At 38.5% G+C, this 18,565-nt stretch carries 20 protein-coding genes; 14 read left to right on the forward strand and 6 right to left on the reverse strand.

What is annotated here, in order from left to right; translation table 11 throughout:
- Positions 1-4: 4 nt before the first annotated feature.
- The 14 genes from uvrA (at position 5) to JFU54_RS06195 (ending at position 14,148) form a co-directional block, all read left to right on the forward strand.
- Positions 5-2,875 (forward strand): excinuclease ABC subunit UvrA, encoded by a 2,871-nt coding sequence (uvrA, locus tag JFU54_RS06130; protein ID WP_002016096.1) that lies wholly within the window; start codon positions 5-7, stop codon positions 2,873-2,875.
- A 186-nt stretch (positions 2,876-3,061) separates the two neighbouring features.
- Positions 3,062-3,442, forward strand: coding sequence for a phage holin family protein (locus JFU54_RS06135; protein ID WP_002089574.1), 381 nt, complete (start codon positions 3,062-3,064; stop codon positions 3,440-3,442).
- A 156-nt stretch (positions 3,443-3,598) separates the two neighbouring features.
- A complete protein-coding gene (gene hprK, locus JFU54_RS06140; RefSeq protein ID WP_002016091.1) occupies positions 3,599-4,528 on the forward strand; it encodes an HPr(Ser) kinase/phosphatase in 930 nt (309 codons plus the stop codon).
- A gap of 24 nt (positions 4,529-4,552) precedes the next feature.
- Positions 4,553-5,365 (forward strand): prolipoprotein diacylglyceryl transferase, encoded by an 813-nt coding sequence (gene lgt / locus JFU54_RS06145; RefSeq protein ID WP_002034719.1) that lies wholly within the window; start codon positions 4,553-4,555, stop codon positions 5,363-5,365.
- A gap of 66 nt (positions 5,366-5,431) precedes the next feature.
- Positions 5,432-6,079 (forward strand): pyrophosphatase PpaX, encoded by a 648-nt coding sequence (gene ppaX, locus JFU54_RS06150; RefSeq protein ID WP_201063984.1) that lies wholly within the window; start codon positions 5,432-5,434, stop codon positions 6,077-6,079.
- 53 nt (positions 6,080-6,132) lie between these two features.
- Entirely contained in the window at positions 6,133-6,639 is a 507-nt protein-coding gene (locus tag JFU54_RS06155; RefSeq protein WP_002139159.1) for an acyltransferase, read from the forward strand.
- A gap of 145 nt (positions 6,640-6,784) precedes the next feature.
- A complete protein-coding gene (locus JFU54_RS06160; protein WP_002143728.1) occupies positions 6,785-8,296 on the forward strand; it encodes a tetratricopeptide repeat protein in 1,512 nt (503 codons plus the stop codon).
- Positions 8,297-8,380: 84 nt separating this feature from the next.
- On the forward strand, positions 8,381-9,337 hold the full coding sequence (trxB, locus tag JFU54_RS06165; RefSeq protein ID WP_201063985.1) for a thioredoxin-disulfide reductase: 957 nt from the start codon (positions 8,381-8,383) through the stop codon (positions 9,335-9,337).
- 160 nt (positions 9,338-9,497) lie between these two features.
- A complete protein-coding gene (locus JFU54_RS06170; protein ID WP_002034722.1) occupies positions 9,498-10,304 on the forward strand; it encodes a DUF368 domain-containing protein in 807 nt (268 codons plus the stop codon).
- 215 nt (positions 10,305-10,519) lie between these two features.
- The gene (locus JFU54_RS06175; RefSeq protein WP_002124062.1) at positions 10,520-10,978 is read left to right on the forward strand and encodes an NUDIX hydrolase; all 459 of its coding nucleotides are present in this window, start codon (positions 10,520-10,522) and stop codon (positions 10,976-10,978) included.
- Between the two features lie 20 nt (positions 10,979-10,998).
- The gene (rapZ, locus tag JFU54_RS06180) at positions 10,999-11,880 is read left to right on the forward strand and encodes an RNase adapter RapZ (protein WP_002016084.1); all 882 of its coding nucleotides are present in this window, start codon (positions 10,999-11,001) and stop codon (positions 11,878-11,880) included.
- Positions 11,881-11,883: 3 nt separating this feature from the next.
- Positions 11,884-12,837 carry a gluconeogenesis factor YvcK family protein gene (locus tag JFU54_RS06185; RefSeq protein ID WP_201063986.1) on the forward strand — a complete coding sequence of 318 codons (954 nt, stop codon included), beginning with the start codon at positions 11,884-11,886 and terminating at the stop codon, positions 12,835-12,837.
- Between the two features lie 88 nt (positions 12,838-12,925).
- Entirely contained in the window at positions 12,926-13,876 is a 951-nt protein-coding gene (gene whiA, locus JFU54_RS06190; RefSeq protein WP_201063989.1) for a DNA-binding protein WhiA, read from the forward strand.
- A gap of 23 nt (positions 13,877-13,899) precedes the next feature.
- Positions 13,900-14,148 (forward strand): HPr family phosphocarrier protein, encoded by a 249-nt coding sequence (locus JFU54_RS06195; RefSeq protein ID WP_002016081.1) that lies wholly within the window; start codon positions 13,900-13,902, stop codon positions 14,146-14,148.
- A gap of 647 nt (positions 14,149-14,795) precedes the next feature.
- Here the strand turns inward: JFU54_RS06195 and clpP are convergent.
- The 6 genes from clpP to spoVAC form a co-directional block, all read right to left on the reverse strand.
- Positions 14,796-15,377: an ATP-dependent Clp endopeptidase proteolytic subunit ClpP gene (clpP, locus tag JFU54_RS06200; RefSeq protein ID WP_001049163.1), complete on the reverse strand. Its 582-nt coding sequence runs from the start codon at positions 15,375-15,377 to the stop codon at positions 14,796-14,798.
- Between the two features lie 240 nt (positions 15,378-15,617).
- A complete protein-coding gene (locus tag JFU54_RS06205; protein ID WP_201063991.1) occupies positions 15,618-16,487 on the reverse strand; it encodes a DUF421 domain-containing protein in 870 nt (289 codons plus the stop codon).
- Positions 16,488-16,507: 20 nt separating this feature from the next.
- Complete coding sequence (locus JFU54_RS06210; protein ID WP_002034728.1) at positions 16,508-16,714, reverse strand: DUF1657 domain-containing protein; 207 nt, start codon at positions 16,712-16,714, stop codon at positions 16,508-16,510.
- 9 nt (positions 16,715-16,723) lie between these two features.
- Positions 16,724-17,074 (reverse strand): stage V sporulation protein AE, encoded by a 351-nt coding sequence (spoVAE, locus tag JFU54_RS06215; RefSeq protein WP_000575919.1) that lies wholly within the window; start codon positions 17,072-17,074, stop codon positions 16,724-16,726.
- Positions 17,071-18,087, reverse strand: a complete 1,017-nt coding sequence (spoVAD, locus tag JFU54_RS06220) for a stage V sporulation protein AD (protein WP_000938981.1) — start codon at positions 18,085-18,087, stop codon at positions 17,071-17,073. Before spoVAD ends, spoVAE begins: the two co-directional genes overlap by 4 nt.
- Positions 18,088-18,564, reverse strand: a complete 477-nt coding sequence (spoVAC, locus tag JFU54_RS06225; protein WP_002034730.1) for a stage V sporulation protein AC — start codon at positions 18,562-18,564, stop codon at positions 18,088-18,090. It abuts the gene before it with no gap.
- Between the last annotated feature and the right edge of the window lies 1 nt (position 18,565).

Consider the following 18,565-nt stretch of genomic DNA (forward strand, 5'->3'; position numbering starts at 1 on the left):
AAGAGTGAGTAAAGATTTTATTGTTGTAAAAGGTGCTAGAGCGCATAATTTAAAAAATATTGACGTAACCATTCCGAGAAATCAGCTTGTTGTTGTGACGGGATTGTCTGGTTCGGGGAAATCATCGTTAGCATTCGATACGATTTATGCAGAAGGACAGCGTAGATACGTGGAATCTTTATCTGCGTATGCGCGCCAGTTTTTAGGGCAAATGGATAAGCCGGATGTGGATATGATTGAAGGTTTATCTCCAGCGATTTCAATTGATCAAAAAACGACGAGTCGTAATCCTCGTTCAACGGTTGGAACGGTAACGGAGATTTATGATTATTTACGTTTATTATTCGCACGAATTGGTACGCCGATTTGTCCGAATCATGGAATTGAAATTACATCACAAACAGTGGAACAGATGGTAGACCGTGTTCTTGAATATCCTGAACGTACGAAGTTGCAAGTGCTAGCGCCTATCGTGTCAGGGCGTAAAGGTGCGCATGCGAAAGTATTAGAAGATATTAAGAAGCAAGGTTATGTTCGTGTGCGCGTTGATGGAGAGATGCTGGATGTATCGGAAGAGATTACTTTAGAAAAAAATAAGAAGCATTCAATTGAAGTTGTTATTGACCGTATTGTTGTGAAAGAAGGAATTGCAAGCCGACTTGCAGATTCACTAGAAAGTGCTTTAAAGCTTGGCGGGGGCCGAGTTTTAATCGATGTAATGGGAGAGGAAGAACTTCTATTTAGTGAACATCATGCTTGTCCACATTGTGGTTTTTCAATCGGAGAATTAGAGCCGCGTATGTTCTCGTTTAATAGTCCGTTCGGCGCGTGTCCTTCTTGTGATGGACTTGGATCGAAGTTAGAGGTAGATTTAGAACTTGTTATTCCGAACTGGGATGTATCATTAAATGAACATGCGATTGCTCCTTGGGAACCGACAAGTTCACAATATTACCCGCAATTATTAAAATCTGTGTGTAATCATTACGGCATCGATATGGATATGCCGGTGAAAGATATACCGAAGGATTTATTTGATAAAGTGCTGTACGGAAGCGGGGAAGAGAAGCTTTATTTCCGCTATGTGAATGAATTTGGTCAAGTAAAGGAAAATGAGATTTTATTTGAAGGTGTTATTCCGAATATTGAGCGTCGTTATCGTGAGACGAGTTCTGATTATATTCGTGAGCAAATGGAGAAATATATGGCAGAGCAAGCTTGTCCGAAGTGTAAAGGTGGACGCTTAAAGCCTGAGAGTTTAGCTGTTTTCGTTGGTGATAAAACGATTGCCGATGTAACGAAATATTCTGTTCAAGAAGTACAGGAGTTCTTCTCAACTGTTGAGTTAACGGAGAAACAACAAAAAATTGCTCATTTAATTTTAAGAGAAATTCAGGAACGTGTTGGGTTCTTAGTGAACGTCGGTTTAGATTATTTAACGTTAAGTCGTGCCGCAGGAACTTTATCAGGTGGTGAGGCGCAGCGTATTCGTTTAGCGACACAAATTGGTTCTCGCCTTACTGGCGTACTTTACATTCTTGATGAGCCTTCTATCGGTTTGCATCAGCGTGATAATGATCGTCTTATTCGTACATTGCAGGAAATGCGTGATTTAGGAAATACGTTAATTGTTGTTGAGCATGATGAAGATACGATGATGGCTGCTGATTATTTACTTGATATCGGACCTGGTGCAGGTATTCATGGTGGTCAAGTTGTATCAGCAGGTACACCAGCTGAAGTTATGCAAGACGAGAATTCATTAACTGGGAAATATTTAAGCGGTAAAGAGTTTATTCCGGTACCACTTGAAAGACGTAAAGGTGACGGACGTAAAGTGGAGATTGTCGGTGCGAAAGAAAATAACTTAAAGAATGCGAAAATGTCATTCCCCCTAGGAACATTTGTAGCAGTAACAGGCGTATCGGGCTCTGGAAAAAGTACGATAATTAATGAAGTACTATACAAATCATTAGCTCAAAAGCTATATAAAGCGAAAGCAAAGCCAGGGGCTCATAAAGAAATTAAAGGTCTTGAGCAGTTAGATAAAGTTATTGATATTGATCAATCACCAATCGGGCGTACACCACGTTCAAATCCGGCGACATACACTGGCGTATTTGATGATATTCGTGATGTATTTGCGCACACGAATGAAGCGAAAGTACGTGGGTATCAAAAAGGACGTTTCAGCTTTAACGTAAAAGGCGGCCGTTGTGAAGCGTGCCGCGGTGATGGAATTATTAAAATCGAAATGCATTTCTTACCAGACGTGTATGTTCCATGTGAAGTTTGTCACGGTAAACGTTACAACCGTGAAACGTTAGAAGTGAAATATAAAGATAAGAATATTTCTGAAGTGTTAGGGATGACAATTGAAGATGGGGTAGAGTTCTTTGCTAATATCCCGAAAATTAAGCGTAAACTTCAAACACTTGTAGATGTAGGGCTTGGTTATATGAAATTAGGACAACCAGCTACGACGTTATCAGGTGGTGAGGCGCAGCGTGTGAAATTAGCTTCTGAATTACATCGTCGTTCTACAGGGCGTACGTTATACATTTTAGATGAGCCAACGACTGGCTTACATGCACATGATATTGCACGCCTTCTAGAAGTGTTGCAACGTCTTGTTGAGAGTGGTGAGACGGTACTTGTAATTGAGCATAATTTAGATGTTATTAAAACAGCTGATTATATTATTGACCTTGGACCAGAAGGCGGAGACAAAGGCGGACAAATCGTTGCTTCCGGAACGCCAGAGCAAGTAGTGAAAGAAGAGCGCTCTTATACAGGTAAGTATTTAAAAGAGATTTTAGATCGTGATAAAGCAAGAATGAAAGAGAAAATAAAAGAAGTAGAGTTATCACAATAAGTTGTTAATAAAAACCGAGTGGGAATTGCACTCGGTTTTTATTTCACTAAGGAAAACTGGTAAGGTTGTTAGTAGGTATACAAGCATGAAGGGTAGAATAAGTTGATATAAGTGTATGTATGTTACTTGCGTTTACTATCTATTAGCGTATGATGAAATATATATGTTAAAAGGATGTGTAAGGAAATGAGATGGATTGTATCACTTCTTGTAAATAGCGTTGTGTTAATCGCTGTATCTGGACTTTTAAAAGGGGTTGCACCAGACGCATTTTACATAGCCAATATACAAACTGCAATTATTGCGAGTATTATATTGGCGATTTTAAACGTATTTGTAAAGCCGCTTTTAATTTTAATTACGCTACCGATTACTCTTGTAACTTTCGGTTTCTTCTTAATTGTTATTAATGCGATTACGTTAAAGATGACGGATTCGTTATTAGGGGACGCCTTTAATATATCTGGATTTGGTGTAGCGATTGTTGCGGCAATTTGTATTTCTATTTTTAATATGATAATTGAAAAAGTAATTGTTGAACCATTACATGAAAAAAAGAGAAAATGACAAAAAGAAAAACATTTCATGATTCATATGAAATGTTTTTTTCTATTTATTAGAAACCGAGTTTCTTGTTTCCAGAAAAAAATGGTACAATATCCGATAGAATGGAATTTTACATCAAATGAGACTGAACCCGCAGCGGAGTGGAGGTTTATACATATGCCGAAAGTAAGGACAAAAGATTTAATTGAACAATTTCAATTGGAGTTAGTAAGTGGTGAAGAAGGGATTCATCGTCCGATTGATACGAGTGATTTATCGCGACCTGGAATTGAAATGGCAGGATTTTTTACATATTATCCAGCTGATCGCGTGCAGCTTCTTGGAAAAACGGAGCTTACGTTCTTTGATACGTTAACGACAGAGCAAAAGCAAGAGAGAATGAAAGCGCTTTGTACTGAGGAGACGCCTTGTATTATTGTAACTCGTAATCAAGATGTACCGGATGAGTTATTACAAGCATCACGTGAATCAGGCGTGCCTTTATTACGTTCTGCTCAAACGACAACGAGATTATCAAGTCGTTTAACAAACTATTTAGAAGGTAAGTTAGCACCAACAACAGCTGTTCATGGTGTGTTAGTAGATATTTATGGTGTTGGTGTTTTAATTACAGGTCAAAGTGGTGTCGGGAAAAGTGAGACAGCGCTTGAACTTGTAAAGCGTGGTCACCGCCTTGTTGCGGATGATAGCGTAGAAATTCGTCAAGAAGATGAAGATACATTAGTAGGGAGCTCACCTGATTTAATTGAGCACTTATTAGAAATTCGTGGTCTAGGTATCATTAACGTAATGACGTTATTCGGTGCAGGGGCAGTACGAAATTATAAACGTATTACACTTGTTATTAATCTTGAAATTTGGGATCAAAAGAAAAATTATGATCGCTTAGGTCTTGATGAAGAGAAGATGAAGATTATTGATACAGAACTTACGAAGATTACACTTCCAGTTCGTCCTGGTCGAAACTTGGCTGTTATTATTGAAGTAGCAGCGATGAACTTCAGATTAAAACGTATGGGAGTCAATGCGGCACAACAGTTCTCTGAACGATTAATGAGTGCGATTGAGTTAGGAAATCAAGAGTAGACTCTGGAGAGGGAGGTCATATATATGCTGTTAGGTTCTGTACCACAGCTTGACCGTATAGCAGTCCAACTTGGGCCGTTCCCTGTTTATTGGTATGGGGTTATTATCGGTACAGGTGTGCTATTAGGTCTTTGGCTAGCAACTCGCGAGGGAGAAAGGCTTGGTATTCACAAAGATACATTTATCGACCTTGTATTAATCGCAGTACCAATTGCCATTCTTTTTGCGAGAATGTATTATGTCATTTTTGAATGGGAATATTATTCGCAAAATCCGAGTCAAATTATTAATATTCGTCAAGGTGGTTTGGCGATTCATGGTGGTTTAATCGGGGCTGTTATTACAGGAATCCTTTTTGCGAAACGACGCGGGCTTTCATTCTGGAAGTTAGCGGATATTGCTGCGCCGAGTATTTTACTAGGACAAGCAATTGGCCGATGGGGAAACTTTATGAACCAAGAGGCACATGGTGATGAAGTAACGAGACAGTTTTTAGAAGGTCTTCATTTACCAGATTTCATTATTAATCAAATGTACATTGATGGTGTGTATTATCACCCAACGTTTTTATATGAATCATTATGGAACTTTGCAGGTGTTATTTTACTACTCGCGTTACGAAAAGTGAATTTACGCCGTGGTGAATTATTCTTCACATATTTAATTTGGTATTCAGTGGGACGCTTCTTCGTAGAAGGTTTGCGTACAGATAGTTTAATGTTAGGACCACTTCGTATTGCACAAGTAATGTCTATTGGAATTGTTGTTATTTCTATCATTTTCATTATTGTGAGACGAAAAATGGGGCAAGCTGATAAAAGATATTTAGAAAATTAGAGAAAAGTAGCATCTTATATAAGATGCTGCTTCTTTCATATTCAGGTAATGAAAGGATTAAGGACGATGAAAATAAATACAGTGTTATTTGATTTAGATGGAACGTTAATTAATACAAATGAACTTATTATCTCTTCTTTTTTATATACGTTAAATCACTATTATTCTAATCAGTATAAGCGTGAAGATGTATTGCCATTTATCGGTCCATCTTTGCATGATACTTTTAGTAAGATTGATGCAAGTAAGGTTGAAGAGATGATTACATGTTATCGTCAATTTAATCATGAGCATCATGATGAATTAGTGGAAGAGTATGAAACTGTATATGAAACAGTTCAAGAATTGAAGAAGCAAGGTTATAAGATCGGCATCGTTACAACGAAAGCGAGACAGACGGTTGAAATGGGATTAAAGCTTTCGAAACTTGATCAGTTTTTTGATGTTGTCGTGACGATTGATGATGTGGAACATGTGAAACCACATCCAGAACCACTTCAAAAAGCATTGAAATTATTAGATGCAAAGCCAGAAGAAACCCTGATGGTTGGTGATAATCATCATGATATCGTCGGTGGACAAAATGCAGGTACGAAAACAGTAGCGGTTTCATGGACATTGAAAGGTAGAGCGTATTTAGAAGCGTATAAACCAGATTATGTGCTAGATAAAATGAGTGATTTACTACCGATTTTGTCCCGCATTAACGGGTAGTAAGATTCCTGCCGGTTAAAGTGTCACTTTATATAAGTAGAGGAGAGAGTTCAGTGCGACGGACAACGCGCTATCCTGTTTCAGGAGAAAATTCATTGTGGAATGTGTATAAAACAGTTTCTTTTTGGAAGGTAATGAAAAACTTTATTATCATCCAAATCGCACGTTACACGCCATTTTTATCCGTAAAGAATTGGTTATATCGCACGTTTTTACGGATGGAAGTAGGAAAGAAAACGTCGTTTGCACTTATGGTAATGCCAGATATTATGTTTCCAGAAAAGATTACTGTGGGAGACAATTCAATTATCGGCTATAATACAACGCTTTTAGCGCATGAATATTTAATTCGTGAGTATCGACTCGGAGAAATCGTCATAGGGAATGAAGTTATGATTGGAGCGAATACGACAATTTTACCAGGTGTGACAATTGGAGATGGAGCTATCGTTTCTGCAGGCACACTTGTCCATAAAGATGTACCAGGCGGCGCTTTCGTAGGCGGAAATCCGATGCGTATTATTTATACGAAAGAGGAAATGGCCACTAGAGAAGGTTGATGTTAAAAATGTAACATTTCCCTTCTCTTTTTATGAATAAAAAGGAAATAATTGATTATAATATACTGTTTTGTTTTTTACGGAATCGTTTATACTTATAGATAGAAGAATGTGTGAACGAAGAAAACAAAAAACTGGAGGATATATGGGGAAAAATCAAAGAATATATAAGGAGAACGGACAAGTTATCTCTTTTAATCAGTTAGCGGACTTCTTTTATAAAAAAGGGATGAGGGCTTATAAAGGGCAAAAATTGCAAGATGCAATTAAATATTTTCGAAGAGCAGCACAAAGCGAGAAGGAGCCGTTTATTTTATGCCAACTAGCAATAGCATTATCTGAATCTGGTGAATATCAAGAGTCGAATCAGATATTTCTAAAGCTTGTTAGATCCAATCCTGAACTTGAGCAATGCTATTATTTTATTTCAAATAATTATGCATATATGGGCTTGTTTCAACAGGCGAAGAAGTATGCAGAGCGATATTTAGAAGTTGCGGAAGAGAAGGAATTTGTAGAAGATACATTAGAATTGCTTGAGATTATGGAAGAAGATGCAATGGGTGCGGAAGAGATTGAGGATGAAGATGAGCTAATTGTTATGCAAGAAGAAGCGAACCGCTACATTCGTAACGGACAATTAGAAGAGGCGATTGCTACACTAGAAGTTGTTACGAAAGAATATCCAGAATTTTGGTCAGGACATAATAATTTAGCGATTGCACATTTTCAATCAGGTAATGTAGATCAAGCGCTTAAGTTAACAGAAATGATTTTAGAGAAAAATCCTGGTAATATGCATGCGCTTTGTAATACGCTTATTTTTCTATATTCAATTGGAGAGCATAAGCAAGTAGAGTCATTAGCGGGGCAGTTAGTTTCGGTATATCCAATTTCATTTGAGCATCGTTTGAAACTTGGAACAACGCTTGCAACAATTGGTCATTTTGAACCTGCATATAAATGGTTCAAAGTATTAAAGCGTCAAGGGTACGAAGGAGACGTCAGTTTTTATTACTGGTTTGCATACTCTGCGTATATGGTGAAGGAACAGCAAGTAGCTGAAAAAATGTGGCAACATGTTGTAGAATTGCATCCTGATAAAAAAGGAAAAGAACCGTGGAATGCACTGAATTTAGCAGATGAGGGACAAAATCTTTTATTTGAAGAGTTACGAAAATCATTTCAGCAAAGTACGACGCTAGAAGAGAAAATGCTAGCTTTATATTTAATGAATGAATTGTCAACACCAGAGAAGGTTGGATTCTTCTTTGATGTAACGCAAGCGAAAAATGGTGTTCCAATCGTATCGCAACTTGCAAAATATTTCTTTTTACTTAATAGTCATAAAAGCATCCCAGCTGATTTACAGCAATTTGAAAAGTGCGTACGAATCGCGGATGCATTATACAATTATACGAAAAAAGACGATGAATTAATCGAAGAGTGTTTAAATTTTTGGTTTTGCACGTTCATACGTTTATATACATCTGGAGCGACTTTTACAAATGTGTACGGTTGGTCAGCGGCAATTGAATACATTGTGCGCGGCGAACAAAGAAATAAGATGACACAGGCAGAGCTTGGTGATGTATATAATGTATCTGTAGCGACTGTACGAAAGTATGTGCAGGCTGTTAAGCGCACGCACACGTAGGGTAGGCAAATCATTGGGAAAAAAATGATGCTAACAGTATAATGAGGGTAACTTAATGTGTATGAATGAATGGGAGTGAATAGTGTGTCAGAAGAAAAAATTTATGATGTCATTATTATTGGTGCAGGACCAGCTGGTATGACAGCTGCGGTATATACATCTCGTGCGAATTTAAGCACACTGATGCTTGAGCGTGGTATTCCAGGTGGACAAATGGCAAATACAGAAGATGTAGAGAACTATCCAGGTTATGAGTCTATTTTAGGACCAGACTTATCAAATAAAATGTTTGAGCATGCGAAGAAATTTGGTGCTGAATATGCATACGGTGATGTGAAAGCAATCACCGATGGTAAAGAGTACAAAACAATTATTGCTGGTAAAAAAGAATATAAAGCACGTGCAATTATCGTTTCAAGCGGTGCAGAGTATAAAAAAATTGGTGTACCAGGTGAAACAGAACTTGGCGGCCGCGGTGTATCATATTGTGCAGTATGTGATGGTGCATTCTTTAAAGGGAAAGAACTTGTTGTTATTGGCGGCGGAGATTCTGCTGTTGAAGAGGGTGTGTTCTTAACACGCTTCGCATCAAAAGTAACGATCGTTCACCGTCGTGACACTCTTCGTGCACAGAAAATTTTACAAGATCGTGCTTTCCAAAATGAGAAAGTAGATTTCATTTGGAATCACACTATAAAAGAAATTAACGATGCAAATGGTAAAGTAGGAAGCGTAACACTTGTAGATGTAAACAGCGGAGAAGAACAAGAAGTTAAAACTGACGGCGTTTTCATATACATCGGTATGTTACCATTATCAAAACCGTTTGTTGAGCTAGGTATTACAAATGAAAATGGTTATGTTGAAACGAACGAGCGTATGGAAACGAAAGTTCCTGGTATTTTCGCAGCTGGTGATGTTCGTGAAAAAATGCTTCGTCAAATTGTAACGGCAACAGGCGATGGTAGTATTGCAGCGCAGAGTGCACAGCATTATATAGAAGAGTTAGTAGAGGAACTAAAGACTGTAACAGAAAAATAAGGTTATTTTTCCTTTTGAGAAGAAAGCTACCGATAGGTGGCTTTCTTTTTTTGTCCAAATGTCAAACTATTGTCAAAAACAATTAAGAATATAATGATTCTTATTGTTATACTAGAATTTACGGGAAAAATTACTATAAGAAATGAGGAATTTATTCAGTATGGAATGGCGTAATATATATCGTGGATTTTGTATGGGCGTTAGTGATTTAATTCCTGGTGTGAGCGGCGGAACAATCGCTGTTGTGTTGGGAATTTATGAACAATTGCTCGCAGCAATTAGCGGATTCTTTAGTCGTGAATGGAAAAAACATTTAGCATTTTTAATCCCACTTGCAGCTGGTGTAGCGGCAGCTTTTCTAACGTTAAGTCACGTTATTAAATATTTATTAGCAAATCATTATGAACCGACTCAATTTTTCTTTCTCGGTTTAATTATTAGTATATTACCGATGTTAATGAGAGAAGCTGATGCAAAGGCAACGTTTAAAGGTAGTCATATTGTCTTATTAATAATTGCAGCAATTCTTGTTGCAATAACAGCATTCTTTAAACCAGATAAGGCAGCTGATCCGATTACGACGTTAACAATTTTAAATGCAATTGGTTTATTTTTCGCAGGATGGATGGCTAGTATGGCTATGCTTCTTCCTGGAATTAGTGGATCGTTTATTTTATTAATTATTGGTGTGTATCCAACAGCAATTAACGCTTTAACAACACTCAATTTACCGTTAATCGTGGTTATCGGTGCCGGCGTGATGGCCGGATTTGTTGTAAGTAGTAAAGGAATTAGTTATTTGTTAGATCGTTATAAAAGTATGACATTTGCGGCAATTATTGGGCTCGTTATCGGGTCGATTGTCATTGTATTCCCTGGCATTCCGACTGGTGGAATTTCAATTGTAAGTTCAATTATTACTTTTATTTTAGGATTTGCGGTTGTTACTTATTTCGGTAAGAAATAAGTGTTTTAATCCCCTTAACGATAAAAATCGTTAAGGGGATTTTTATGTGCTATTCATGGGAAGTAAGGTATTTTGATTGCTTGTTACAGAAAGAATTTTTACAATTGCTTAGCGAAAGGGGACTGGCACCTTCGTTGTAGCAAACTGTTTTTGATAGTATAATGAAATGAGTATGCAGTGAGAAATTTTGCTGCAAGTAGCTGAGGTGAAGAAACATGCAAAGAGTGACAAACTGTGTGTTAATTAGAGATAATGAAGTACTCTTACTCCAAAAACCTCGCCGGAATTGGTGGGTTGCACCGGGCGGGAAAATGGAGCGTGGTGAGACAGTAAGAGATACCGTTGTTCGCGAGTATCGTGAAGAAACAGGTATTTATTTAAAGAATCCAGCATTAAAAGGGGTCTTCACTTTTGTCATCCAAGAAGGTGATAAAGTTGTTTCTGAATGGATGATGTTCTCCTTTTTAGCAACAGATTTTGCAGGAGAAAACAAATTAGAGAGCGAAGAAGGCATCATTGGTTGGCATACATTTGATAAAATTGATGATTTAGCAATGGCACCAGGAGATTATCACATTATTGATTATTTAATTAAAGGGAATGGTATAATCTACGGTACATTTGTATATACCCCAGATTTTGAGTTGCTTTCATATCGATTAGATCCGAGTTAAACCTGCAAGGAGAGGATACGATGACAGAGAATAATGATATAAAAATGGTAATTATTACAGGGATGTCTGGAGCTGGAAAGACGGTAGCGTTACAAAGTTTCGAAGATTTAGGATATTTTTGTGTAGATAATTTACCACCGATGTTATTGCCGAAGTTTATTGAACTTATGGCAGATTCAAAAGGTAAAATGAATAAAGTGGCACTCGGTATTGATTTACGTGGCCGAGAGTTTTTTGAATATTTATGGGGAGCGCTTGATGATTTATCAGAACGTACATGGATTATTCCTCATATTTTATTTTTAGATGCGAAAGATAGCACACTTGTAACTCGTTATAAAGAAACGAGACGTTCACATCCACTTGCGCCAACTGGCTTGCCGTTAAAGGGAATTGAAGCTGAGCGTGGTCTCTTAACTGATATGAAGGCACGAGCGAATATTGTGCTTGATACATCTGATTTGAAACCGAAAGAATTACGAGAAAAAATTGTTCACTTATTCTCAACAGAAACTGAGCAAGCATTTCGTGTAAATGTTATGTCATTTGGATTTAAGTACGGAATTCCAATTGATGCTGATTTAGTATTTGATGTTCGTTTTTTACCAAATCCATATTATATTCCACATATGAAGCCATTAACAGGACTGGATGAAGAAGTTTCGTCGTATGTGTTGAAATTTAATGAAACACATAAGTTTTTAGAGAAATTGACGGATCTTATCACTTTCATGCTGCCTCATTATAAAAGAGAAGGTAAGAGTCAACTTGTAATTGCGATTGGATGTACAGGTGGGCAACATCGTTCTGTTACGCTTACAGAGTACCTTGGGAAACATTTGAAACCAGAGTATAGCGTTCATGTATCTCATCGTGATGTGGAGAAGAGAAAGGGCCATTAAGGGATGAAAAAAGAGAGAAAACCTAAAATTGTTATCATGGGAGGTGGAACTGGACTTTCTGTTTTATTAAGGGGATTAAAACAATATCCTGTTGATATTACAGCAGTTGTAACAGTAGCCGACGATGGAGGCAGTTCAGGTAGACTACGTGATGAGCTAGAAATTCCACCTCCAGGTGATATTCGTAACGTACTTGTTGCGTTATCGGATGTAGAACCATTAGTGGAGGCTTTATTTCAGCACCGTTTTACAACTGGAGACGGACTGAAAGGGCATGCGTTAGGAAATTTACTATTGGCAGGTATGACTTCGATTACAGGAGACTTTTACCACGCGATTACGGAAACGAGTAAAGTATTAAATGTCAGAGGACGTGTATTACCAGCAGCGAATCAAAGTGCGGTACTTCATGCAGAATTAGAAGATGGAGAAGTTGTAACAGGTGAATCAAAGATTCCTCATTTCGGGAAGAAGATTAATCGTGTCTTTTTAACTCCAGAAGATGTAGAACCGTTATGTGAAACGTTGACGGAAATTAAACGAGCTGATTTGCTTGTTTTCGGTCCAGGAAGTCTGTACACAAGTATATTACCGAATTTAGTCGTTAACAAAATTGGAGACGCTGTTCTTGCTGCAAAAGCGAAGAAGGTATATGTATGTAATGTTATGACGCAAGCGGGCGAAACGAAGGGTTATACTGCATTTGATCATGTGCAGGCGTTACATGATCATTTAGGTAAACCATTTATCGACACTGCGATTGTAAATAATCGTGATATTCCTCGTGAATTACGTAAGTTATATGAGGAAGAGATGTCGGAACCAGTTGCACTGGATACAAATCGTTTTGCTGAACATAATATCGAAATCATTCAAGATCGATTAGCGAAATATGATGATCGTGTTGTAAGACATGATACATTAAAGTTAGCTTCTATTTTATATTCATTGTTATAAATGTGCGTTGCCTCATTTGAGGTAACGCTCCTCATTCATATAGGACAAGATTTTTGTTCCAAAGTAATAGTATAAGGAGGTGTTGACTGTGTCATTTGCATCAGAAACAAAGAAAGAGTTGACCAACCTTGAAATGAAGGAATGCTGCGAGAAATCAGAATTATCGGCGTTGCTTCGAATGAACGGATCGCTTTCTTTTTCAAACCGTCGCCTATCTATCGATATTCAAACGGAAAATGCAGCAATTGCAAGAAGGATTTATACGCTTTTGAAAAAAGGATATGATGTGACGGTAGAATTACTTGTTCGTAAAAAAATGCGATTGAAGAAAAATAATGTATATATCGTGCGGCTTGTTGAGAAGTCTCGTGAAATATTAGCAGATCTTCACATTGTTCGAGATGACTTTTCGTTTATTCGAAATATATCGCAGGAATTAATCGAGAAGAAATGTTGTAAACGATCGTATTTACGCGGTGCATTTTTAGCAGGTGGTTCAGTAAATAACCCAGAAACATCATCTTATCATTTAGAGATCTTTTCGTTATATAAGGAACATAATGATTCTATATGTGAACTGATGAACGGATTTGATTTAAATAGTAAGACGTTGGAAAGAAGAAAAGGGTACATTACGTATTTGAAAGAAGCTGAAAAAATTACAGAGTTTTTAAATATTATAGGTGCTCATAATGCACTTTTAAGATTTGAAGATATTCGAATTGTTCGCGATATGCGTAATTCAGTAAATCGTTTAGTTAACTGCGAAACAGCTAATTTAAATAAAACAATTGGTGCAGCGCTAAGGCAAATTGAGAACATCCGCTATATTGATGAGACGGTTGGGCTTGATATTTTGCCAGATAAATTAAGAGAAATTGCACAGTTACGAAGAGATTATCAAGATGTAACATTGAAAGAGTTAGGTGAGATGGTATCCGGGGGGAAAATTAGTAAATCGGGTATTAATCATCGTTTGCGTAAAATCGATGAAATTGCAGAGAAATTACGCGCGGGGGAAACAGGAGCAAAAAAATAAAAGGTTAAAGGGGAAATGGAGCTGTGGTTCAAAAACTGGTTAAAGTGGCATTAAAAAACGGCTTACAAGCACGTCCGGCTGCGTTGTTTGTACAAGAGGCAAATCGCTTTCATGCGGATATCTTCATCGAGAAAGATGGAAAGACAGTGAATGCAAAGAGCATAATGGGGATTATGAGCTTAGCAATCGGAACTGGTAGCATGATTACAATCACAACAGAAGGTTCAGATGCAGAAGAGGCTTTGGAAGCATTAACTGCATATGTACAATAAAGGGTTATCGCGAATGTGCGATAGCTTTTTTTATTTTTCTGTTTGTGGGGTGTGTGGTTGGTGTGGTAACGAATGATCGGTGGGTATATAGCTGGTTCGCGCTTGTCGGGAATGGTCGGTAAGTCGATAAGTTGTGTCGAAACGCCGATATAATTTGAGTTGTGGTCGATAAAATTGAAAAATCACCGATATATTGGATTAGATACTAGGTGGGGTATGTGATACCCTTGTACATAATAAAAAAAGCGCCCTGTAATAGGGCGCTTCCGCTTTTAAGTATATCCAGCTCCAGTGGCTAGAATCTTCGGTCGTTTCGCTTTTACATTCGAGGCAAAAAGCGCCTCGGATGTAAAAGCTCCAACGCCCTGCGATTCTGAACGAGCCGCTTCCGCTTTAAATTCTATCCAGCTCCAGCGGCTAGAATCTCCGGTCGTTTCGCCCCTTCATTCGAGGCAAAAAGCGCCTCGGAATCAGGGGCTCCAACGCCCTGCGATTCTGAACGAGCCACTTCCGCTTTTAGATGTATCCAGCTCCGGCGGCTAGAACAGTCGGTCGTTTCACCCCTTCATTCGAGGCAAAAGGCGCCTCGGAATCAGGGGTTCCAACTTCCTCCTGTTCTAAACGAGCCGCCTCCGCTTTTAAGTGTCTTAACGATTTGTAAAGATCTTATCGATTAAGCCGTATTCTAGAGCTCTTTCTGCTGTCATGAAGTTGTCGCGGTCTGTGTCGCGTTGTAGAACTTCAAGTGGTTGACCTGTGCGGTCAGCAAGAATTTGGTTTAATTTTTCACGTAAGAATAGGATACGTTTTGCAGCGATTTCGATTTCAGTCGCTTGACCTTGTGCTCCGCCAAGTGGTTGGTGAATCATAACTTCACTGTTTGGAAGTGCGTAACGTTTTCCTTTTTCACCTGCTGCAAGTAAGAATGCACCCATAGATGCAGCCATACCGATACAGATTGTTGATACTTGTGGTTTAATAAACTGCATTGTATCGTAAATTGCCATACCAGCTGTGATAGAACCACCAGGGCTGTTGATGTAAATGTGAATATCTTTTTCTGGATCTTGAGATTCCAAGAATAAAAGCTGGGAAACGATTGAGTTTGCTACGTTGTCATCAATTGCGCTACCAAGCATAATGATGCGATCCTTTAATAGTCGAGAGTAAATATCGTAAGCGCGTTCTCCACGATTTGTTTGTTCAATTACTGTAGGAATTAAATTCATCTGTTATTTCCTCCTTTAAAAGCTTTCTTAGTCTTATAATACAATTATGGTCAATGAAGGTCAAACGAAACCACTTTAAATCAAAAAATATGTAGTTGTATCATGATTTATTCGCTATGTTTTTAAAATCCCCTGCTTATGTATCTTCAACATCATAACCGAATTACATAAATTTAAACGTGATTAATGGTGTGGGAAAGGCAAAAGAACGCCTTTTGTATAGAAGCGTTCTTTCATTTTTTATTCTTTTAACAGATAGGTTACTTTATTTAAGATTTTCTCGATTTGTTTTGCGTTTTTACTATACATATCACTCGCTGATTTTGATTTCGTTTCTAAAGAGAATAATTCAAGATCAGCATTGCATTTCTTTAAGGATGCCAATAGTAAAGGCTTGTTTTGAGGAGAAGGCATTTGGAGTTTATCATTATAGATGTCGATAGTAAGTTGTCCGTATGAATCAACTTGACCAAGAAAGACATTTTCAATGGCAACACCGAGTTTTTCTAGCTCAGCATGTAACCAAGCGCGATTATGCCCGCTAGCAGAAAGAGGTTCATCTAGTACATTTCCATCCATAATAACAGTTTGCGGTTCTTTTTCGTTTGGCACTTTTAAGCTGATATCTTTTGCTGTAAGTGGTTGGCGATCTTTCTTTAATAATACATTTAATTCACCGCTCGGTTCTAGTACAGCAAATTCAACATCAGCTACGCTGAACGCATTTTTTCCTCTGAGAAGCTCAAGTAATTCATCACTTGTATACTTTTCTTTCTTTAAATTATCTTCAAGTATTTTGCCATCTTTTATTAATACGGTAGATTTTCCTTCAAAAAAATCTCGAGCTGTTTTGTTCTTTAAAGAGAGGATTCCAGTGAAAAAAGGTACCACAGCGAAAATGAGTATCGCAAAGACGCCGTGGAAAAATTTTGAATCAAGCCCTGTAGATACTTGGGCAGCGATGTCACCGATTGTCATTCCGGCTATGTATTCAAAAAAGGAGAGCTGAGAGATTTGTCTTTTTCCTAACCATTTCGTAATAGCGAATAAAATAATTAATATGAATACAGAGCGAAGAATGACAAGTGTCCATTCCGGCAGGTGAGACATAGTCATTTCCTCCAGTCTACTTAAAACCCTTTATATTGAGGTTCTTCACGTTCTAATACTGAAACTCTATTCTGTAAATCGGTGATGATGCTGTCCATTTCTAACATACATTCATGAAATACACGTTTTGATTCCGCGTCCTGTGAATTTAGTGAAAGGGAGCTTAAACTTGCTTGAGCGCCCCTTACACTGGCAAGGCAGGTTTTAACGCTAGCGATAACTGTCATACGAACACCTTATCCTTTCGGTTTGAATAGCAATGCTCCAATGAAGCCGAAAATAATGGCAGCTGATACACCAGCACTCGTTACTTTAAACATGCCGGTAATAACGCCGACGATGCCATGTTTGGCTGCTTCCTCCATCGCGCCATGAACGAGGGCATTACCGAAACTTGTAATAGGTACAGTTGCCCCAGCGCCTGCAAAGTCGATTAATGGTTCATACAGATTGAATCCATCTAATATAGCTCCAGCAACAACGAGTGTTGCCATCGTATGAGCGGGGGTTAGTTTGCCGACATCAAACATAAGCTGTCCGATTACGCATATGAGTCCACCAATGACGAAAGCCCAGAAAAAAATCATTGCGTTGCACCTCCAAATTCAATCGAAACAGCGTGAGCGATACACGGAATCGTTTCTTCTTGTTGGAATGTAAGTGGAGATAGTAAAGCGCCTGTCGCAACGACAAGTATTTTCTTGAATTCTCCTCTTTTCATTCGGTTTAATAAATGTCCGTATACGACTGTTGCTGAACAGCCTGGACCACTTCCACCAGCTATGACAGGTTGACCTTCTCTATAAATGATGATTCCGCAATCTTGAAATTGCTCGCTCTTTACCTTTGTTCCATGTTTATGTAGTAGGTCGTAAGCGATTTCGCGACCGACATGTCCAAGGTCGCCTGTTACGATTAAGTCGTAATAAGAGGCGTCAATTTGTCGTTCGCGTAAATGAGCTTCAATCGTATCGACAGCAGCTGGGGCCATCGCACCACCCATATTAAAAGGATCTGTTAGTCCCATATCAATAACTCGTCCAATGGTGGCCGATGTTACTTGTGGACCATATCCAGTGTCGCTTAAAATAGCCGCGCCTGCACCGGTCACTGTCCACTGAGCCGTAGGAGGTTTTTGACCACCATATTCAGTTGGATAGCGGAATTGTTTTTCTACCGCAGCGTTATGACTTGATGCCCCAGTTAATAAATACTTTGCACCTTTTGCATTTACGATACTTGCGCCGAGTGCTAAGCCTTCCATAGAGGTAGAACAGGCGCCGAATAAACCGAGATAAGGTGTTCCGAGTGTGCGGCATGCAAAGCTAGTTGGAGTTATTTGGTTAATTAAATCCCCTGCGAGTACGAATTGAATATCGTCTTTACGGAGCTTTGCCTTTTCGGTAGCGCGGCTACAAGCTTCTTCAAATAAAATTTTATGCGCCTTTTCGTAAGAATCTTGTCCGAGCCATAAATCTTCATGCAGGGTATCGAAGTCTTCAGGAATTTTTCCATTTGCCTCAAATGGGCCACCGACTACACCTGTTGAGATGATAACTGGTTTGTTTTCGAATACCCATGTTCGGTGTCCTTGTAACATTTACAGCCCTCCCCATTGAAAGAGAATCGTTTTAATAAGAGCGATGACGAAAGCGGAAAATACGCCAAATAAGATGACCGATCCTGCTAGTTTAAACATGTTACCACCAACGCCGAGAACGAATCCTTCTGTACGGTGTTCAATACATGCGGCAATAACAGAGTTACCAAATCCAGTAACGGGAACGGCGGTACCAGCACCAGCAAATTGCCCAAGGCGATCGTAGACGCCAAATCCCGTCAGTAGCATGGAGATAAAAATAAGAGTTGCAACGGTAGGGTTCCCGGCAGATCTTTCAGTGAAATCAAAGTACGTAATATAAAAGGTGGAAATCAGTTGGCCTATTAGACAAATTAATCCCCCGACGAAAAAAGCTTTTATACAATTTTTTAAAACGGGGCGCTTCGGCTCGCGCTGTTGTTCGAATTTTTTATATTCTTGTTGTACAGGTGTTAAATTTTTATCTTTACTAGACATT

The sequence above is a fragment of the Bacillus sp. TH19 genome, from assembly GCF_016651075.1.
GTDB lineage: Bacteria > Bacillota > Bacilli > Bacillales > Bacillaceae_G > Bacillus_A > Bacillus_A mycoides.